At 60.5% G+C, this 14,869-nt stretch carries 11 protein-coding genes; 6 read left to right on the top strand and 5 right to left on the bottom strand.

What is annotated here, in order from left to right; all coding sequences use genetic code 11:
- The first annotated feature begins 47 nt into the window (after positions 1-47).
- Complete coding sequence (locus G3480_RS00310) at positions 48-1,484, top strand: nicotinate phosphoribosyltransferase (protein ID WP_164651663.1); 1,437 nt, start codon at positions 48-50, stop codon at positions 1,482-1,484.
- Between the two features lie 893 nt (positions 1,485-2,377).
- Complete coding sequence (locus tag G3480_RS00305; RefSeq protein WP_164651662.1) at positions 2,378-3,934, top strand: mechanosensitive ion channel family protein; 1,557 nt, start codon at positions 2,378-2,380, stop codon at positions 3,932-3,934.
- A 49-nt stretch (positions 3,935-3,983) separates the two neighbouring features.
- Here the strand turns inward: G3480_RS00305 and mnmE are convergent, their stop codons facing one another.
- Genes mnmE through rpmH form a run of 5 tightly spaced genes read right to left on the bottom strand, consistent with a single transcriptional unit; the run spans position 3,984 to position 7,745 of the window.
- Positions 3,984-5,321, bottom strand: coding sequence for a tRNA uridine-5-carboxymethylaminomethyl(34) synthesis GTPase MnmE (gene mnmE / locus G3480_RS00300; RefSeq protein ID WP_164651661.1), 1,338 nt, complete (start codon positions 5,319-5,321; stop codon positions 3,984-3,986).
- A gap of 16 nt (positions 5,322-5,337) precedes the next feature.
- On the bottom strand, positions 5,338-7,014 hold the full coding sequence (gene yidC, locus G3480_RS00295; RefSeq protein WP_164651660.1) for a membrane protein insertase YidC: 1,677 nt from the start codon (positions 7,012-7,014) through the stop codon (positions 5,338-5,340).
- Positions 7,007-7,243: a membrane protein insertion efficiency factor YidD gene (yidD, locus tag G3480_RS27750; RefSeq protein ID WP_206171411.1), complete on the bottom strand. Its 237-nt coding sequence runs from the start codon at positions 7,241-7,243 to the stop codon at positions 7,007-7,009. Before yidD ends, yidC begins: the two co-directional genes overlap by 8 nt.
- Positions 7,228-7,614 (bottom strand): ribonuclease P protein component, encoded by a 387-nt coding sequence (gene rnpA, locus G3480_RS27745; protein ID WP_206171420.1) that lies wholly within the window; start codon positions 7,612-7,614, stop codon positions 7,228-7,230. Before rnpA ends, yidD begins: the two co-directional genes overlap by 16 nt.
- Positions 7,611-7,745, bottom strand: coding sequence for a 50S ribosomal protein L34 (gene rpmH / locus G3480_RS00285; RefSeq protein ID WP_164651658.1), 135 nt, complete (start codon positions 7,743-7,745; stop codon positions 7,611-7,613). The genes rnpA and rpmH overlap by 4 nt, the downstream gene beginning before the upstream one ends.
- Before the next feature lie 646 nt (positions 7,746-8,391).
- Here rpmH and dnaA point away from each other — a divergent pair.
- The 4 genes from dnaA to gyrB all read left to right on the top strand — a co-directional run bounded on the left by dnaA (position 8,392) and on the right by gyrB (position 14,801).
- Positions 8,392-9,741 carry a chromosomal replication initiator protein DnaA gene (gene dnaA / locus G3480_RS00280; RefSeq protein WP_164651657.1) on the top strand — a complete coding sequence of 450 codons (1,350 nt, stop codon included), beginning with the start codon at positions 8,392-8,394 and terminating at the stop codon, positions 9,739-9,741.
- Between the two features lie 192 nt (positions 9,742-9,933).
- Positions 9,934-11,034, top strand: coding sequence for a DNA polymerase III subunit beta (gene dnaN / locus G3480_RS00275; protein ID WP_164651656.1), 1,101 nt, complete (start codon positions 9,934-9,936; stop codon positions 11,032-11,034).
- Positions 11,035-11,047: 13 nt separating this feature from the next.
- Positions 11,048-12,157: a DNA replication/repair protein RecF gene (gene recF, locus G3480_RS00270; RefSeq protein ID WP_164651655.1), complete on the top strand. Its 1,110-nt coding sequence runs from the start codon at positions 11,048-11,050 to the stop codon at positions 12,155-12,157.
- Positions 12,158-12,395: 238 nt separating this feature from the next.
- The gene (gyrB, locus tag G3480_RS00265; RefSeq protein ID WP_164651654.1) at positions 12,396-14,801 is read left to right on the top strand and encodes a DNA topoisomerase (ATP-hydrolyzing) subunit B; all 2,406 of its coding nucleotides are present in this window, start codon (positions 12,396-12,398) and stop codon (positions 14,799-14,801) included.
- Positions 14,802-14,869: the final 68 nt, after the last annotated feature.

Genomic DNA, 14,869 nt, shown 5'->3' with positions numbered 1-14,869 from the left:
TGGCGACGCTCACCCCCGGGGATTCCGGGGTCGAACGGGAGAGACCCATGACGATCGACACGCTGTCCAGACTGCAATCCAACTTCATCCTCAACACGGATTCCTACAAGGAATCGCACTACGCCCAGTTTCCACCAGGAACGGAGTCCGTCTTCAGCTATGTGGAGTCCAGGGGAGGGCGCTTCGAACACAGCCTCTTCTTTGGCCTGCAGATGTTCATCTTGGAGTACCTGAGCCGGCCCATCACCCGCGAGATGATCGACGAGGCGGCGGACTTCTATGCCCGGCACATGTCCGGCTCGCCATTCAATCGAGAGGGCTGGGAATACATCTTAGAGCGGCACCAGGGCTTTCTGCCGATCCGCATTCGCGCCGTGCCCGAGGGATCTCTGGTCCCCGCTCGACAGGTCCTTGCGACCCTCGAGTCGACAGATGAACGGGTGCCCTGGATCGGGCAATTCGCCGAGACCGCGATCCTCCGCGCAATCTGGTATCCGACGACGGTGGCGACCATCAGCTGGCATGTGAAGGCACTGATCCTGCGCTACCTCGAGCAAACCGCGGACACATTGGCCGGTTTGCCCTTCATGCTCCACGACTTCGGGTCGCGTGGTGTCAGCTCATTGGAGTCCGCCGCCCTGGGCGGCGCGGCCCACTTGGTGAGCTTCCAAGGGTCCGACACGGTTGTCGGGGTCATGGCGGCCAATCGCTACTATGACGCTGACATGGCTGCCTTCTCCATTCCCGCGACCGAGCACTCGACCGTCACGGCCTGGGGCGAGGCGCGGGAGGTCGATGCCTATCGCAACATGCTCGACCGCTTCGCACGCCCAGGGGCACTGCTTGCCGTGGTCTCGGACTCCTATGATCTGGAGCGGGCCGTTGGCTTCTGGAATCGGGAGCTGCGTCAGCAGGTGATCGCGTCCGGCGCGACGGTGGTGATTCGACCCGATTCGGGACATCCGCCCACGGTCGTCCGGCGCACCCTGGAGCAGTTGGCAGAGGGCTATGGCACCACCATCAATGGCAAGGGCTATCGGGTGCTCAACCAGGTGCGCGTCATTCAAGGCGACGGCGTCGAGTACGCATCCATTGCTGAGATCCTGGCCGAGGCGGAGCGGGCAGGCTTCTCGGCCGAGAACCTGGCCTTTGGGATGGGAGGCGCCTTGCTGCAGCGACTGGACCGCGACACCCAGAAGTTCGCCCTCAAGGCCTGCGCTATCCGGATCGACGGTCAATGGCAGGATGTCTTCAAACGGCCCAAGGACGACCCGGAAAAGGCCTCCAAGGGCGGGCGCCTGACACTCTTGCACAACCCGGAGTTCGGGGCTTGGCGCACGCAGCGGGTCGAGCTTCCGGTCGAGTCCGGCTGGGATGAGGCGCTGCAGACCGTCTACGAGAACGGCGCCACACAGAATCAGCAACGCCTCGCTGAGATTCGGGCGCGCGCGGATGAGGCCTTGGCGATGAGTGCAACTGGATAATGCACCATGAGTTCGACGCGGGAGGTTCGAATGAGCTTGCCGCGTCGATACAGAATGGAGCGAAACGACTCAAGTCATTGTCTTTCAAGTAGACAAAAACACTCAAGAAATAGCATTTGGAACAAGAACGGGCACAAAAGACAGACCATGACCCTGGTCCGACCCTGGTTGATGGATGCCTCTTGGGGATTCGAAACAGGTGCCCTCTTGGATTGCAGGTCGCTTGTTTCGGCCAGTGCGGTCCGAGCCGCCTGCTCGCTGTCGAGATTGATCAGGTTGTTGCCCAGATGCGGACCCACGAGGAATTCCGCCGAGCGATAGCAGGCGACCTTGCTCTTGAGATCGAAATAGGTTTACCGCCCTGTCCAGTGATGCAGAGGCCGGTCGGGGTGCGCGAGGGGCCGTGAATGGCGCCCTCATTGACGGCGCCTTCAGTGCCATCAGGGGCAGCGGCCATCGCGACCGCCGCCGTCACGACTCCCACAGGAAGCCTGATCCTGGGCGGCGTTGAGCAATTCCCCAGGACCCTTTGAAGGAGGCAATCGTCCCTCCTAGAATCGGCAAAGGCCAGGCAGGCAGTCGATGCCTTTGGTTGCGGTCTTTGCGAGGCGCGCCTATCTTACTGGCTCCAAGGCTCGCACCCTGGGCGCGCCCCTCCAAGTCTGACGCTCTGCTCGAGTTCCGTCGCACGGGTTTGGCCGAACCTGCGACTACTGTGTTTCCCGAGAACCACCTTCAGCCGCTCAGAACGACGACGAGGCGTACCTGGTGCGCTCCAACCCACCATCGCGAGTGAGGCTCTTCGACATCCCATGCGGACTCTTAACCGCTGTTTGACGCTTGCAGCCCTGTGTCTAGCCGCGACTCAGGCTGCCGCTGAACCCCTTTCGTCATTGAATGCATCCGAGATCCGGGGCGGCGCTGCTCCGGCCACTGTAGAGGTCTGGAATCGGCCCATCGTGACCTTGCGTGCGGCGATCGGGCCCATGGAGCCGGCGCAGCGGGCAAAGCAGGTGCAAGAACGCATCGAGGCGCTGCCGCCGGAGGACTTCGGTGACGCGGTCCATGCCGAGCCCGCGCAGGTTGGTCGATTGCGGGGATGGCTGATCCTGGTACGTGATGACATCATCGTCGGCATCCTGCCCGAGGATCTCGATCCCGAGTCGGGAAGGACTGTCGAGGAGACCGCCCGCGACGGCGTCGAACGCTTGCGCGAGGTGTTCCAGGCCAGAGCGGAACAGCAGCGTCTACCGCTCCTGCTGCGCGGCATCGGCTTTGCCCTGGGGGCGACCCTGGCGTATGCCCTGCTCCTCCTGGCGGTGGTCCGCGTCAAGGCCCGCGTCGAGCATCGACTCCGCACCAGCGCGCAACGCAGCCGCTGGCGGCTCTTCGGGGTCCAGATCCGCCCACTGCTCGGCGCCATCGAGCGCCATGCGATCAAGCTCTCCGCCTTGGCCGTCGCGCTGAGCGGCGGCTACCTCTGGCTGACCTTTGTGCTGGTGCAGTTCCCCTACACCGAACCTTGGGGGACGGGCCTCGGCGCCTATCTCAGTGACCTCCTGGCGAGCCTGGCGACGGGCATCCTGGAGGGCATCCCGGGCGTCCTCACCGTGCTCGCCGTGTTCTTCGTGACGCGACTGGTGGTCGGCAGCACCAACGCCTTCTTCAAGGCCGTGGAGGACGGCCGGCTGCAACCCTCCTGGATCGAGGCGGGGACGATCGATGCCACCCGGCGGCTGACAGTGGCCGTGATCTGGATGTTCGCGCTCACCGTCGCCTATCCCTATATCCCGGGTTCGGATACCGCCGCCTTCAAGGGCGTGAGTGTCTTCGTGGGGCTGATGATCTCCCTGGGGTCGGCGGGCTTCATCAATCAGATCATGAGCGGCATGGTGATCGTCTATTCGCGCGCCTTTGGCGTCGGCGATTATGTTCGCCTCGGGGAGACCGAGGGACTGGTAAGTCAGGTCGGCCTGCTCTCCACCAAGGTGGTGACCCGCCAGCAGGAAGAGGTAACGCTGCCGAACGCGGTGGTGGTCGGCCACCGGCTCACCAACTTCTCGCGGCGGGCGGAGAGTAAGGGCGCCGTCGCCCGCGCCACGTTGACGATCGGCTACGATACCCCCTGGCGGCAGGTCCATGCGCTCCTGAACCTCGCCGCGTCGCGCACCCCTGGGGTCCGCAAGGAGCCACGTCCCGTGGTGCTGCAGCTCGCGTTAGCGGACTTCTACGTCGAGTACGAGCTGCAGGTGCGTCTGGAGCGGGTCGAGGAGCGCATTCGCGTCCTCTCGGACCTCAATGCCCAGATCCTCGATGTCTTCAACGAATATGGTGTGCAGATCATGTCGCCCCACTTCAACAGGCAGCCAGAGCAGGCGGTCGTCGTGGAGAACGGCCACTGGCATGCCCCGCCTGCCGCCGATCCCGCGGACGCTGAAGGACTTCCCTGAGGCGGTTCTCGTCGGCTGAGCCAGGGTGCGGTATGGGTCGAAAGGCTCGCTATTTTCCGATACAAAAGCTCGAGAAGATCCTGCCGAGCAGATCGTCCGGGGTGAAGCGCCCTGTGATCTCGCCAAGGGTCTGCTGGGCAAGTTGCAGCTCTTCCGCGACCAGCTCTGCGCCAAGCTGGCCTTCCAGGTTGGCAAGGGCCGTCTCGAGATGCCGCTGACCACGAGTCAGGGCATCGACATGACGACGGCGGGCAATGAAGGCACCCTCCTGGCCGGCGGCAAACCCCGCGCGGTCCTTGAGATGCGCCCGGAGGAGATCGAGACCTTGGTGCTCACGCAGGGAGAGGGCGATCTCGGGACCTTGGTCGAGTTCGGCGATGCGCGGGCTCTCACCAAGCAGATCGATCTTATTCCGCACACGGGTCACGGGCACCCCCGGAGGGAAGGATGCCTGGGTCGCCTCATCGGCTCCGATCTGGGCGTCGTACACCCAAAGGACCAGATCTGCTTGGGTCAGGGCGTCGCGCGCCCGTCTCACTCCCTCTTGTTCGACTGGATCATGGCTGTCGCGCATCCCAGCCGTATCCACGATGCGGATCGGCAAACCATCGACCTGGACGTCGACCTTCAGTAGGTCGCGCGTCGTCCCCGGAATATCCGTCACGATGGCCGTCTCGTCACCGGAGAGGGCATTGAGCAGGCTCGACTTTCCAACATTCGGCAAGCCAGCGATGACGACCGCCAGCCCCTCGCGAATCGCCTGCCCCTGATACGCCTCCGCCAAGATCTCGCCCGTCGCGTCGATCAGCCTTGTCAGGTCGGCCAGCACGCTGGAGTCGGTCAGGAGATCGATCTCCTCGTCGGGGAAGTCCAGAGTGGCCTCGACGTAGACGCGGACCTGGATCAGGCGCTCGATCAAGGCATCGATACGGCGGGAGAAGGCGCCTTGGAGGCTACGGCCGGCGAGGCGGACGGCGAGGGCGGTCGAACCCTCGATGAGATCGGCGATGGCCTCGGCCTGGGCGAGATCCAGCTTGCCGTTGAGGAAGGCGCGTTCACTGAACTCGCCGGGTCGCGCCAGACGCGCCCCAAGCTGGAGACAGCGACGCAGGAGCAAATCCATGACGACAGGACCACCATGACCCTGAAGCTCGAGGACATGCTCGCCCGTGAAGGACTTGGGCGCTGGAAAGTAGAGGGCGATTCCCTCGTCGATGAAGTCGCCGTCGGCCTCACGGAAGACAGCGAAGGTGGCGTGGCGCGGCTCGGGTGTTCGGCCGAGGATCTCCTCGGCGATGCGAAGCACACATGGACCGCTCACCCGCAGGATGCCAACGCCGCCGATTCCCGGCGGCGTGGCAACGGCGGCGATGGTGTCCGCGGCCACGGCGGCAGCGCAAGGCCTATCTGCGACGCTTGGCGGTCGCCTTCTCGATGTTGCGGGTGATGTGCCACTGCTGCGCGATCGAGAGGACGTTGTTCACCGTCCAGTAGAGCACCAGGCCCGACGGGAAGAAGGCGAAGAAGACCGTAAACACGAAGGGCAAGGCCATGAAGATCTTGGCCTGCATCGGATCCGGCGGTGGCGGATTGAGCTTCTGCTGGATGAACATGGAAACACCCATGATCAAGGGCAGGATGTAGTAAGGATCCGGCGCCGACAGATTGTCGAGCCAAAGCATGAAGGGTGCCTGCCGCATCTCGACGCTCTCGAGCAGCACCCAGTAGAGGGCGATGAAGACCGGAATCTGGATCAGGATCGGCAGGCAGCCGCCAAGCGGATTGATCTTCTCCGTCTTGTAGAGTTCCATCATCGCTTGGTTCAGACGCTGCTTGTCGTCGCCATAGCGATCCTTCAGGGCCTGAAGGCGAGGCGTGAGCTGACGCATGTGCGCCATCGACTTATAGCTCGTCTCGGACAACTTGTAGAACCCGAGCTTGATGAGGATGGTCAAGACGATGATGGCCCAGCCCCAGTTTCCGGTCAGCGAGTGGATGAAGCTGAGGAGCCAATAGATCGGCTTGGCGATCACGGTTAGCCAACCATAGTCGACCGCAAGCTCTAGACCCGGGGCAATCTCTTCCAAGGTGTCTTGGAGTTTCGGACCGATGAAGAGCTGGTTCGAGAAGGTATGAGTGGCACCAGGGGCGATGCTCACGGCAGGCGAATACTGGCCGATGATATAGCGAGAGCCCCCCAGGACGTTCGTATAGAAGGTCTCCGCCACACCTCGCGGTGGGATCCAGGCTGCCATGAAATAGTGCTGCATCATGGAGATCCAGCCATCGACGACACTCTTGTCGAGCTTGCCGTCGGTCATATCATCGAAGGAAACCTTCTTGTACTTGTCTTCCGGGCTGTAGTAGACACCGCCGGTGAAGGTCCGGATGAATTTGGTCTCGTTAGGATCATAGAGTTCGGTGCGCTGAAACTGGTTGTACTCGCGCGCGACCAGGGCGGCATCGGTGCCGTTGTTGACGGTCTGCTTGGCCTGGATGAGGTAACTGCCACGGGTGAATGTATAGGTCTTTGCAACCTCGACACCGGCATCGTTCTTCCAAGTCAGAACCACCTCGAGCGAATCGCCGTTGCCAAGGGCGTAGCTCGCCTCAGGACTCGAGAAAATGCCCTCGTGCGTCGGCAACAGCGCGGCATCCTCACCCAAAAGGCCTGATTGGGTGATGAACATGTTCGGCGGCACCGGCTTCATCAGCCGATATTTTTCTTCCGGCTGCTCTGGAGTAATGGCGTAATCCAACAGCCAAACGCTGGAGATGGTCCCACCGAGCGGGGAGATCTCAACCTTGAGCACATCCGTTTCGACCTGAATCGGAGCGAGGCCTGGCTGGCCAGCCGATTCGGCCGAAACGACGCTCGATGTCACGGTGTCCGGTGTGGTTGCGACGCTAGGAACCCCGGCGGTCGCGGGCGTCGTCGTCGGTACGGTCGGCGTACCTTGCGCCTGCTCGACGGCGGACTCGAGCGGCATAGGGCGCCCGTAATCCTGCATCCATGCCTCGTAGATCAGGAAGAGCACCGCGGCAAGTGCGAGGAACAGGAACAAGCGCTGGTTATCCATGAATCGTTCTCTGCCTTTCTTGTGGGACCGGGTCGATACCACCCGGATGCCAGGGATGGCACCGCGAGACGCGGCGCACGGCTAGATAGCCCCCATGGAAAATGCCGTGGCGCTCAATGGCCTCGACAGCGTAATGGGAGCAGGAAGGGTAGAAGCGGCAATGTGGGCCGAGGAGCGGACTGATCAGGTACTGATAGATCTTGATCAGTCCGATCAAGAGTCGACGCATGGTGATTTCCTGATAGTGGCCCAGGCTTGCTCTAGTGTTTCGGTCAGTCGCTGACTCGACATGGTCGTTGCACCACGGGAACAGAGCACGACGACATCGATGCAGGGGAGCCGCTGGCGATTCCGCCGAAAGCTCTCGCGAGCAATGCGCTTCAGCCGATTCCGGTCGACGGCACGGCGGGCGCATTTCTTGGAGATTGCTAGCCCGAGTCTCGCTGTATCCAGGCCATTCGGCCGGTAGAGCACGACATAGCCAGGTCTTACCGTCCGCTTCGGCTCAGCGAAGACGCGCCGGAACTCCCGTGGATGGGTCAGTCTGAAGGCGCGCTGAAAACGCTGGGCGGGACGGGAGTTTGTCTCCGCGGGAGTCAGGGCGCGAGTCGTGCGCGGCCTTTGGCGCGACGCGCTGCGAGAACCTTGCGGCCGTTGCGGGTGGCGTTGCGAGCACGAAAGCCGTGGGTGCGAGCACGCTTGAGACAGCTAGGTTGGAAGGTGCGCTTCATGAAGGGTACTCCAGAGTAATCCAGGTGTGCTTAGGGTCCGAAAGAACCCGCCAGAAAAGGGCCGGAACTGTACGCAATCTAACAAGATAAGTCAATTGCGATCGGCTCACGAAAAAGGGTCCGCGGTTGTGGATAAGTCGGCTGCGGGACGTTAGACTTCAGATCCTACAATGCGCGCCAAGCTTGAGTCGTCATCCATACTTCAGGCGCGGCAAGGTCATTGGATCGGCCGCGAGACCGGGCGGACCGATCGCACTCGACCAGACACCCCACCAACAGGGGCCCCGCCTCCGGCTGGCGGATCCAATCCTGCGCGCAATGACGCTGGACGCCAAGGCGCACCCCGCGCCGTGAAGAGCGCAGCAAGACGGCGGCCACTGACATCTCAGCTCAGAATCAGCACTGGCATCGGCGGCGGACCGCCGCGAATCCACTAGGAAAGTGGCCATCAACAACTTCCCCCCTTTCGCAAAGGGGGGCCAGGGGGGATTTCGGGCGGGATCCTTCGCATCGGGAAACAATTGATGAGCGCTTTCTAGGCTCTAAGCAGCACACCTCTAGAGGCAAGCGGCTCGGCCTATCCGGATCGGAATCAACGCATGAGGATGCGTGCTGCAATCCTCGCTCCACTCAAACAGGACGGCGAATGTCGGGAATATCTTTTGGCTTATGGGATCAATGTGTCAGACAGCTCAAGGGGGAGCTGACCTCCGCGGAGTTCAACACCTGGATTCTGCCGTTACAGGCGCGTGTCCATGGCACTCAGCTGAGATTGCTAGCGCCCAATCGGTTCGTTTTGGATTGGGCCCAGAAGCACTATGAGAAGCGCTTGCTCGATCTCTGCGCTCAATACAGCGACGGCGCCATCGCACAAGTGCGGTTTGATGTCGGCGAGTTCGATCGGGACTCCGGTGAAACGACAGCGCAGGGCGTCGAGGTTGGCGAATCGGCAACCGACTTACAGGAGCGGCGTGCAGCGGCCCATTTGAATGTGGACTTTACCTTCGACACCTTCGTGGAAGGCAAATCCAATCAGCTTGCGCGCGCGGCGTCCATGCAGATCGCGCAGAACCCCGGAACTGCCTACAACCCACTCTTTATCTACGGCGGAGTCGGTCTTGGTAAGACGCACCTGATGCACGCGGTCGGCAACATCATCTTGGCATCGAATCCCTCGGCCCGAGTCGTCTACCTGCACTCCGAGCGTTTCGTCGCCGAAATGATCAAGGCGCTGCAGCACAATCGCATTGAGGAGTTCAAGAAAAGATACCGCTCGGTTAATGCCTTGCTGATCGACGATGTGCAGTTCTTCGCCGGTAAGGAGCGCTCGCAGGAAGAGTTCTTCCACACCTTCAACGCGCTCTTCGAGTCACGTCAGCAGATCGTTCTATCGAGCGACCGCTTCCCAAAAGAAGTGGTCGGACTGGAAGAGCGACTCAGGTCCAGATTCGGCTGGGGGCTAACGGTCTCCATCGATCCACCTGATTTGGAGACCAGCGTAGCGATTCTGCATTGCAAGGCGAGTCAGCTTGGCGTCGAACTCCCGGAGGACGTTGCCTTCTTCGTGGGCCGAAGGATCCGCTCCAATATCCGCGAATTGGAAGGCGCGCTTCGGCGACTGGTCGCGAATGCCGAGTTCACGGGCAAGCCGATCACGATGGAGTTCGCAAAGCACGCGCTGCGAGATGTGCTGGCGGCCCAAGACAAACAGGTCACCATTGAGAATATTCAGAAGACGGTTGCCGAGTACTTCAAGCTGCGGACGTCCGACATGCTGTCGGCGAAACGCAGCCGTTCGCTCGCGCGGCCGCGCCAGATCGCGATGGCACTGGCCAAGGAACTCACCAAGCACAGCTTGCCTGAGATCGGCAAAGCCTTTGGCGGGCGGGACCATACAACCGTCCTGCACGCGACGCGCAAGGTCAAGAGTCTGCGTGAAAGTGATGCCGGGGTCGAGGAGGACTATAAGAACCTGTTGAGAACACTGAGTTCTTAGCTGTGGACAACTTGTGCGTGGATCTGGGTAGCGACAGGGGTGTTATGTTATCCACAGCTTCCGCAACAGATGCCCAGTGGTTTGTGAAGGGCTAGCGGGCTGTTTTGAAAGAAGTTTGGCTGATTTTGGCGGTTTTCCACATGCCTTATCATTACAATCTTTATATTTCTCTTCTTAGTTATGGAGATGTCCATGGATTTCGTCGCGAACCGCGAAGTCTTTCTGCCCGCACTGAGCAAAGTGATCGGGGTCGTGGAACGACGGCAAACCCTGCCGATCCTCGGAAACCTGTTGGTTGTCGCGCAGGGTGAAACCGTCACCCTGACCGGCAGCGACTTGGAGGTGGAGGTCAGGACCGAGTTTGGGGCGAATGTGAAGGAGGAAGGCGAGACCACGGTTCCGGCCAGGAAGCTTGTCGACATTTGTCGCAATCTTGCGGAAGGGACGGACGTTAGGATGCGCCTGAAGGACGAGCGATGTGTGGTCACGGCGGGTCGGGGACGGTTTTCACTGGGGTATCTGGCGGCGGCCGGATTTCCGGCGATGGGGTTGGAGGAAGGAGGTTTCGAGTTCGACGTCGAAGAGACTCGCCTTAAGCGCATGCTGGAGAAATGCTCCTTCGCCATGGCCCAACAAGATGTGCGCTACTACCTGAACGGACTCTTCATGGAGCTGAGGAGTTCGCTTCTGACCGCAGTTGCCACGGATGGGCATCGGCTGGCTAAGTTCGTGGTGTCAATGGATCTTGCGATCGACGAGCCGAGGCAGGTCATCATTCCGACTAAGACGGTGATGGAGCTTAAGCGTCAGTTGAACGTGTCGGAGGACAGCGTGCGATTGAGTGTCGGGGAGAAGAGCCTCCGCATCCTGCTGGGTCAGACGGCCATGACGTCTAAGCTGGTCGACGGACGCTACCCGGATTACGAGCAGGTCATACCGCGTGACTTGGGGGAGGTTGCGATCCTGGATAAGGACGCGCTGCGGCGCAGCCTATCGCGGGCAGCCATTCTCTCGAACGAAAAGTATCGGGGCGTCAGGCTGAGCTTCGGGAAGGGAATACTGAAGCTGTTGGCACACAATCCGGAGCAGGAAGAGGCCGAGGAAGAGATTGAGATCGACTATGACGGGGAGCCGGTTTCTGTCGCCTTCAATGTAGCGTACATGATGGATGTGCTCGGGGCGGTGGACGCGGAGAAGGTCGAGATTCGATTCCAGGTCGACAACAAGAGTTCGATCTGGAAAGGCGAGGGGTCGGAGGATGAGACCTTCGTTGTGATGCCAATGCGGCTCTAGCTTGCTGGGAGGGATGGTGACGGAGCGCGAGGAGGGGACTCAGACGATCGGTGGTCTTCGGAGCCTGAAGATCAACTCGCTGCGGAACCTCCTACGGGTGACGGTTGAGACGGAGGCCCCGGTTATTCTGCTCAGCGGAGGAAATGGAGCAGGGAAAACCACCTTCCTAGAGGCGGTCTACCTTCTCGCTCGGGGGAGGACGTTCCGAAGCGTGAAGACGGGGCCGCTCTGCGCCCGTGGGTCGGAACGCTTGGAGGTGTGCGCCGAGGTGGAGACCCTTGAGCGGGGGAGAGGGCGGATCGAAGTCGCGCGGGATGGGGCAGGGGTGCATCGACTGGCAGATCCTCCGAGCTGGTTGGATGACGGAGCGGCTGAGATGCCACTGCGGGTGAAACTGGTGAGCGAGAACCCGCAAAGTCTCTTGGACGGTGAGCCAGAGCTTCGGAGACGATTTCTAGATCTGGGTGTGTTCCACGTGGAACCTCGGTTCGCAAGGGTCCATGCTCAGTTTCGTCGCGTCTTGGCGCAGAGGAACGCAGCTCTTCGCATTGGGGGAGCGGGCGTTGCGCTTTGGAATGCGCCCTTCGTCTCTGTTTCTAACGCCATGCACGCCTTTCGCGCCTCCTTTGTGACTGATTGGAACGCGATGTTTCGGGAGCTGGCCCAGGGATTCTCCTTCCTTGAAGCCTGCGAACTGCGTTATGACAGGGGCTGGCCAGAGACGGAAAGCATAGAAGAGACACTGAAGAAGTGTGGCGAGCGAGAATTGCAGCGAGGATTCTCACTGGCCGGGCCGGGCCGGGCCGATTTCGGCGTGACGCAGGATGGTCGTCGACAGTCCCTTTCGCGGGGGCAGACCAAGGTCGCGGTTACGCTCTTGCAGCTGGCCGCCGAACGGGTCCATCTCGCGAGGGGAAAGGAGCCGGCGATCTTCCTCTTAGACGATCTAGAATCGGAACTCGACGAAACGACGGTGAGACGGCTGTGGGAACTCGGCTGCGCCTCACGAAGCCAAATCATCGCGACCCGGGTGAGTTGCCGGCCGGAAAGCGTCTTCCTTGCCTCGGACCGAGATGTTGCCATGTTCCACGTGGAACATGGACAGGTTCGCCCGATCTCTTAGCCGTTAATCACCTCGCCTCCCAGTGACCTTCTTTCTTTGAATATCTGGCGATTCAATCATTTAGGCGGGCGCTCAGGACTTCGCGTATAATGGCGCGGTCTAGATTCATCTGCCCGTCGACCGCTCGAGGCTGACTCCTTCGCCCATCCGGCCAAAGTGGCGCCGCCTGTGCCAATCGCCGTTGAGCCTTCCCGACGGCTCCCCGTCAACGCTCCATTCACCAGTCTCTTAATCTTCGATGACGTACGACTCCACGAATATCAAGGTGCTCAGAGGGCTGGACGCGGTTCGTAAGCGTCCGGGAATGTACATAGGCGACACGGATGATGGAACCGGACTCCACCATATGGTGTTTGAGGTCGTGGACAATTCCATCGACGAAGCGCTAGCCGGATATTGCTCCACGATCACCGTGACGCTGCACAGCGATGGATCTGTGTCCGTGCGCGATGATGGTCGCGGCATTCCGGTGGACATCCACGCAGAGGAAAATCGTTCGGCCGCTGAGGTCATCCTCACCGTCCTTCACGCCGGCGGAAAGTTCGACGACAACTCCTACAAGGTCTCTGGTGGGCTGCATGGCGTCGGAGTCTCGGTCGTGAATGCCCTCTCCGAGCGGCTCTATCTCAAAATCCGTCGGGCTGGTTCGCTCTACGAGCAAGCCTATGGACTGGGTGTTCCTCAGTATCCCCTGAAGGTCGTCGGGGAAACGGCTGAGACAGGAACTGAGATCCGCTTCTATCCGTCCGGCGAGATCTTTACCAATCTCGATTTTCACTACGACATCCTCGCTCGACGCTTGCGAGAGCTTTCGTTTCTGAATTCCGGTGTTCGCATAACGCTCAGTGAAGAGGGAACAGGGCGTACCGATACCTTCGAGTACCAGGGCGGCATCCAAGCCTTCGTTCAGCACCTGAACAAGAACAAAGAGCCGGTTCATCCCACGGTCATCTACTTCACGAGTGAGCGCCAGGACATCTCTGTCGAGCTTGCGATTCAGTGGAACAATAGCTACCAAGAGACCATCTTCTGTTACACCAACACCATCCCTCAAAAAGATGGCGGCACCCATCTTGCCGGCCTGCGGGCCGCCTTGACGCGGACGCTGAACACTTATATCGAACGCGAAGGCTTGGATCGTAATCAAAAGGTTCGGCCAGTTGGCGACGACGCGCGAGAAGGCTTGACTGCCGTCCTTTCGGTCAAGGTTCCAGACCCAAAGTTCTCATCCCAGACCAAGGACAAGCTGGTTTCCTCCGAGGTCAAGTCCGTCGTTGAATCCCTTGTGGTCGAGCATCTAGGTATGTTCTTGGAGGAGCAGCCGGCCGAAGCCAAGGTAATCGCTAATAAGATGCTGGAGGCTGCACGGGCACGAGAGGCCGCCCGCAAGGCGAGAGAGATGACGCGGCGCAAGGGTGTGCTCGATGTTGCCGGACTCCCGGGGAAACTTGCCGACTGCCAGGAAAAAGATCCCGCCCGCTCTGAACTCTATCTGGTCGAGGGTGACTCCGCTGGCGGCTCCGCTAAGCAAGGTCGTGACCGTGCCTTTCAGGCAATCTTGCCCTTGAAGGGTAAGATTCTGAATGTCGAAAAGGCTCGCTTCGACAAAATGCTGTCGTCTGCAGAGGTGGGTACGCTGATCACGGCCCTTGGCTGTGGCATTGGTCGCGAAGAGTACAACCCGGATAATCTCCGCTATCACCGCATCATCATCATGACTGATGCGGATGTGGACGGAGCGCACATCCGGACCCTCCTGCTCACCTTCTTCTATCGCCAGATGCCAGAGTTGGTTGAGCGCGGCCATATCTATATCGCCCAGCCACCACTGTTCAAGATCAAGCGGGGCAAGCAAGAGGACTACCTCCTCGACGAGTCGGCCCTCAATGGCGCAATGCTACAAAGCGCCTTGGACGGCGCGGATCTCTATGTCACGTCGGACACCCTGCCTTTAGCGCGGACGGCCCTCGAGGCACTCGCCAAGGACTATCAAGTCTTCGTCGCCATCCTGAAACGATTGGCGTCGCGTTACGACGCCGCCTTCCTTGAGGAACTCGTTAGCTCAGGTCCCGTCACCGAAGACATCTTGTCGGATCCTGATCGCCTCGAGGAGTGGTGTAAGACGATCGAGTCCCGCCTCAACGCAGATGATTCCCCTTCCCTGAGTTATCGTGCCCGCGTTTCCGAGATCTCTTCGGACAAACCTGTCACCCTTGAGCTTGTGCGTCTGATTCATGGCATCCCGGAGACTCGCATTATCCCGCTTGAGTTTTTCCATACGGCCGACTACACCAAGCTCAAGGAGTTCGGCGAAAAGCTTGAGGGCCTGATTCAGCCTGGGGCTTATGTCCAGAGGGGGGAGCGTCGCCAGGAAATCGGCGACCTCGGGGAAGGGATTCGCTGGCTGCTTTCCGAGGCACAGCGAGGCTACAGCATCCAGCGTTACAAAGGGCTGGGCGAGATGAATCCGGAGCAGCTCTGGGAAACCACCATGAATCCCGAGACCCGCCGCTTGCTGCGAGTGACGATCGAGGACGCGGTCGCCTCGGATCAGATCTTCACGACCCTTATGGGCGACCAGGTCGAGCCACGCCGTTTGTTCATCGAACGCAACGCCTTGAGCGTGGAAAACCTCGACGTCTGAATCCATTCGGCCGGATCACGCTCAGCGATCCGGCCACCTTTATTCTATTCCCGCTCGGAAAGACCAAC

The sequence above is a fragment of the Thiorhodococcus mannitoliphagus genome (assembly GCF_010915725.1).
Lineage (GTDB): Bacteria > Pseudomonadota > Gammaproteobacteria > Chromatiales > Chromatiaceae > Thiorhodococcus > Thiorhodococcus mannitoliphagus.
The sequence above is the reverse complement of the archived record's forward strand: the minus strand, read 5'-3'. Positions and strand labels throughout refer to the sequence as shown.

Excerpts from the sequence above, each read along its gene's own strand:
- G3480_RS00310 (WP_164651663.1), top strand. The coding sequence starts at position 48 with ATGACGATCGACACGCTGTCCAGACTGCAATCCAACTTCATCCTCAAC.
- yidC (WP_164651660.1), bottom strand. The coding sequence starts at position 7,014 with ATGGATAACCAGCGCTTGTTCCTGTTCCTCGCACTTGCCGCGGTGCTC.
- yidD (WP_206171411.1), bottom strand. The coding sequence starts at position 7,243 with ATGCGTCGACTCTTGATCGGACTGATCAAGATCTATCAGTACCTGATC.
- rpmH (WP_164651658.1), bottom strand. The coding sequence starts at position 7,745 with ATGAAGCGCACCTTCCAACCTAGCTGTCTCAAGCGTGCTCGCACCCAC.
- dnaA (WP_164651657.1), top strand. The coding sequence starts at position 8,392 with ATGTCGGGAATATCTTTTGGCTTATGGGATCAATGTGTCAGACAGCTC.
- dnaN (WP_164651656.1), top strand. The coding sequence starts at position 9,934 with ATGGATTTCGTCGCGAACCGCGAAGTCTTTCTGCCCGCACTGAGCAAA.
- recF (WP_164651655.1), top strand. The coding sequence starts at position 11,048 with ATGGTGACGGAGCGCGAGGAGGGGACTCAGACGATCGGTGGTCTTCGG.
- gyrB (WP_164651654.1), top strand. The coding sequence starts at position 12,396 with ATGACGTACGACTCCACGAATATCAAGGTGCTCAGAGGGCTGGACGCG.